Here is a 2,053-nt window from a genome sequence, read left to right on the forward strand (position 1 = left end):
AGGGGCCCCGGGGGCGGGAATCTGAGCGCACACATTTCCTACACAACCAAGAATCATCCGCCTTTAAATCCAAAAAGGAGGGGACCTCGTATCCGAGATCCCCTCCTCCGCCTATCTATGGAAATAGGATTTCAAACCCTTAGGCCAACAGCTTGCGACCAGATTCCTCGATGGAATCAAGCGCCGCATCCGCCTCAGCTGCATCCGCGCCCTTAGCGAAGATGTACAGCTTGATCTTAGGCTCGGTACCAGACGGACGGACAATGCCCTTGTTGCCGCCCTCGAGATCGAACTCGATGACGTTTGCCTTGGGCAGGCCGTTCACGCAGGTGTTGTAGTCCACAACAGCCTCGATCTTGGACCCTGCGAGCTCCGCAGGCGGATTCTCGCGCAGACCGGCCATGATGCCCGCCATCTTTGCAGCACCCTCAGCACCCGGATAGCTCAGCGAAATCGTCTTGTTGTGATAGTAGCCATACTTCTCGTAAAGCTCGTGCATCGCGTCGGCGAGGTTCTTACCCTGCAGCTTGTAATACTGAGCCATCTGGCAAATCAGCAGCGAAGTGCTCACCGCGTCCTTGTCGCGTACGTGATCACCGGCCAGATAGCCGTAGCTCTCCTCGAAACCGAAGATAAAGCGATCGACTTCACCAGCATCGGAAAGCGAGGTAATGATGTCACCGATGTACTTGAAGCCCGTCAGGCAGCGACGGAGCTCAAAGCCATACTCCTCGGCCAGAGCATCGACCATGGCGGAAGAAACAATGGTAGTGACCGCGACCTTCTTTGTGAGATCCTCGCCGCGAGCGGCACGGGTCTTGCAAATATAGTCGAGCAGCAGGACGCCCATCTCGTTACCGGTCAACAGCAGGTAGTCATCACCATTCTTGACAGCAACGCCAACACGGTCGGCGTCGGGATCGGTCGCAAGCAGCAGATCGGGGTGAACCTGCTCGCAGAGATCGATGCCCTTCTGCATAGCCTGACGGATCTCGGGGTTAGGATACGGGCAGGTCGGGAAATCGCCGTTAGGCTCCTTCTGCTCGGGAACAACCGTGACATCGGTGATGCCAGCGCGCTCAAGAACCGTAGTAACGGGGATAAGGCCCGTACCGTTGAGCGGCGTGTAGACAAGCTTAAGCGGAGCGCCGGCAATTTCCTCGGCAGAAAGGTTCGTCACGCCGCGAGCGAGGACGGCCTCGTAATAACGCTCGAGACAGGAGTCGTCAATCCACTTGACAAGGCCCTGCTCAACAGCCTCATCGAAGTCCATAGACTTCACGCCGGTAAACGCATCGGTCTCGGCGATAGCCTTAGAAATTGCATCGGCGGCCTCACTGGTGATCTGGCAGCCGTCGGGGCCATAGGCCTTATAGCCGTTATAAGGCGCCGGATTATGGCTAGCGGTCATGCAAATACCACCGGAGCACTTAAGGTCGCGGACGGCCCAGGAAAGCGTCGGCACGGGAGAAATCTTAGGATACACGAGAGCAGTCACGCCGTTTGCTGCAAGAATGGCAGCCGTCGTCTTAACGAACAGCTCACCTTTATTGCGGCTATCGCGAGCGATGGCGACCGTCGGATGCTCGAAGGTCGCATTGAGGTAGTCAGCGAATCCCTGGGTCGCACGACCGACCGTATAGATATTCATACGGTTAGTGCCCGCACCGATAGTGCCGCGAAGGCCAGCAGTACCGAAGGCGAGATCCTGGAAGAAAGCGTCGGTGATGGCGTCCTCATCACCCTGCTCCTTCATCGTGTTAAGCTCAGCGAGGAGCTCCTCGTCCTTGACATTGGCAATCCAAGTATCAAGCAGCTCATGAACATCTGCCATGTGAGTCCTTCCGTCACAATCAATAAAACGACCCGTGTAAAACAGGACAAGCGCAGCAGTGCGCTAAAGCAAATATTAGTCCATTGAGAACAGAGAACCGACAAAAGAACGGTGAACGTCTATATTCAGCGGTGGATGATTAAATTGATTTAATTGCAAAAAGAATGTTGCCTATAAACGCAAAAAAAGGGGGAGGCCGCGAGGCCTCCCCCTTCTACA

1 protein-coding gene is annotated in these 2,053 nt (G+C 55.5%); it reads right to left on the minus strand.

Annotated features, from left to right (window positions below; translation table 11 throughout):
- Positions 1-139: 139 nt before the first annotated feature.
- Positions 140-1,834: a phospho-sugar mutase gene (locus DW823_RS09580; protein ID WP_118082040.1), complete on the minus strand. Its 1,695-nt coding sequence runs from the start codon at positions 1,832-1,834 to the stop codon at positions 140-142.
- Positions 1,835-2,053: the final 219 nt, after the last annotated feature.

The organism is Collinsella sp. AM34-10 (genome assembly GCF_003469185.1).
GTDB lineage: Bacteria > Actinomycetota > Coriobacteriia > Coriobacteriales > Coriobacteriaceae > Collinsella.

What these genes read in the sequence shown, in the direction of transcription:
- DW823_RS09580 (WP_118082040.1), bottom strand. Translation starts at nt 1,834, where the DNA reads ATGGCAGATGTTCATGAGCTGCTTGATACTTGGATTGCCAATGTCAAG.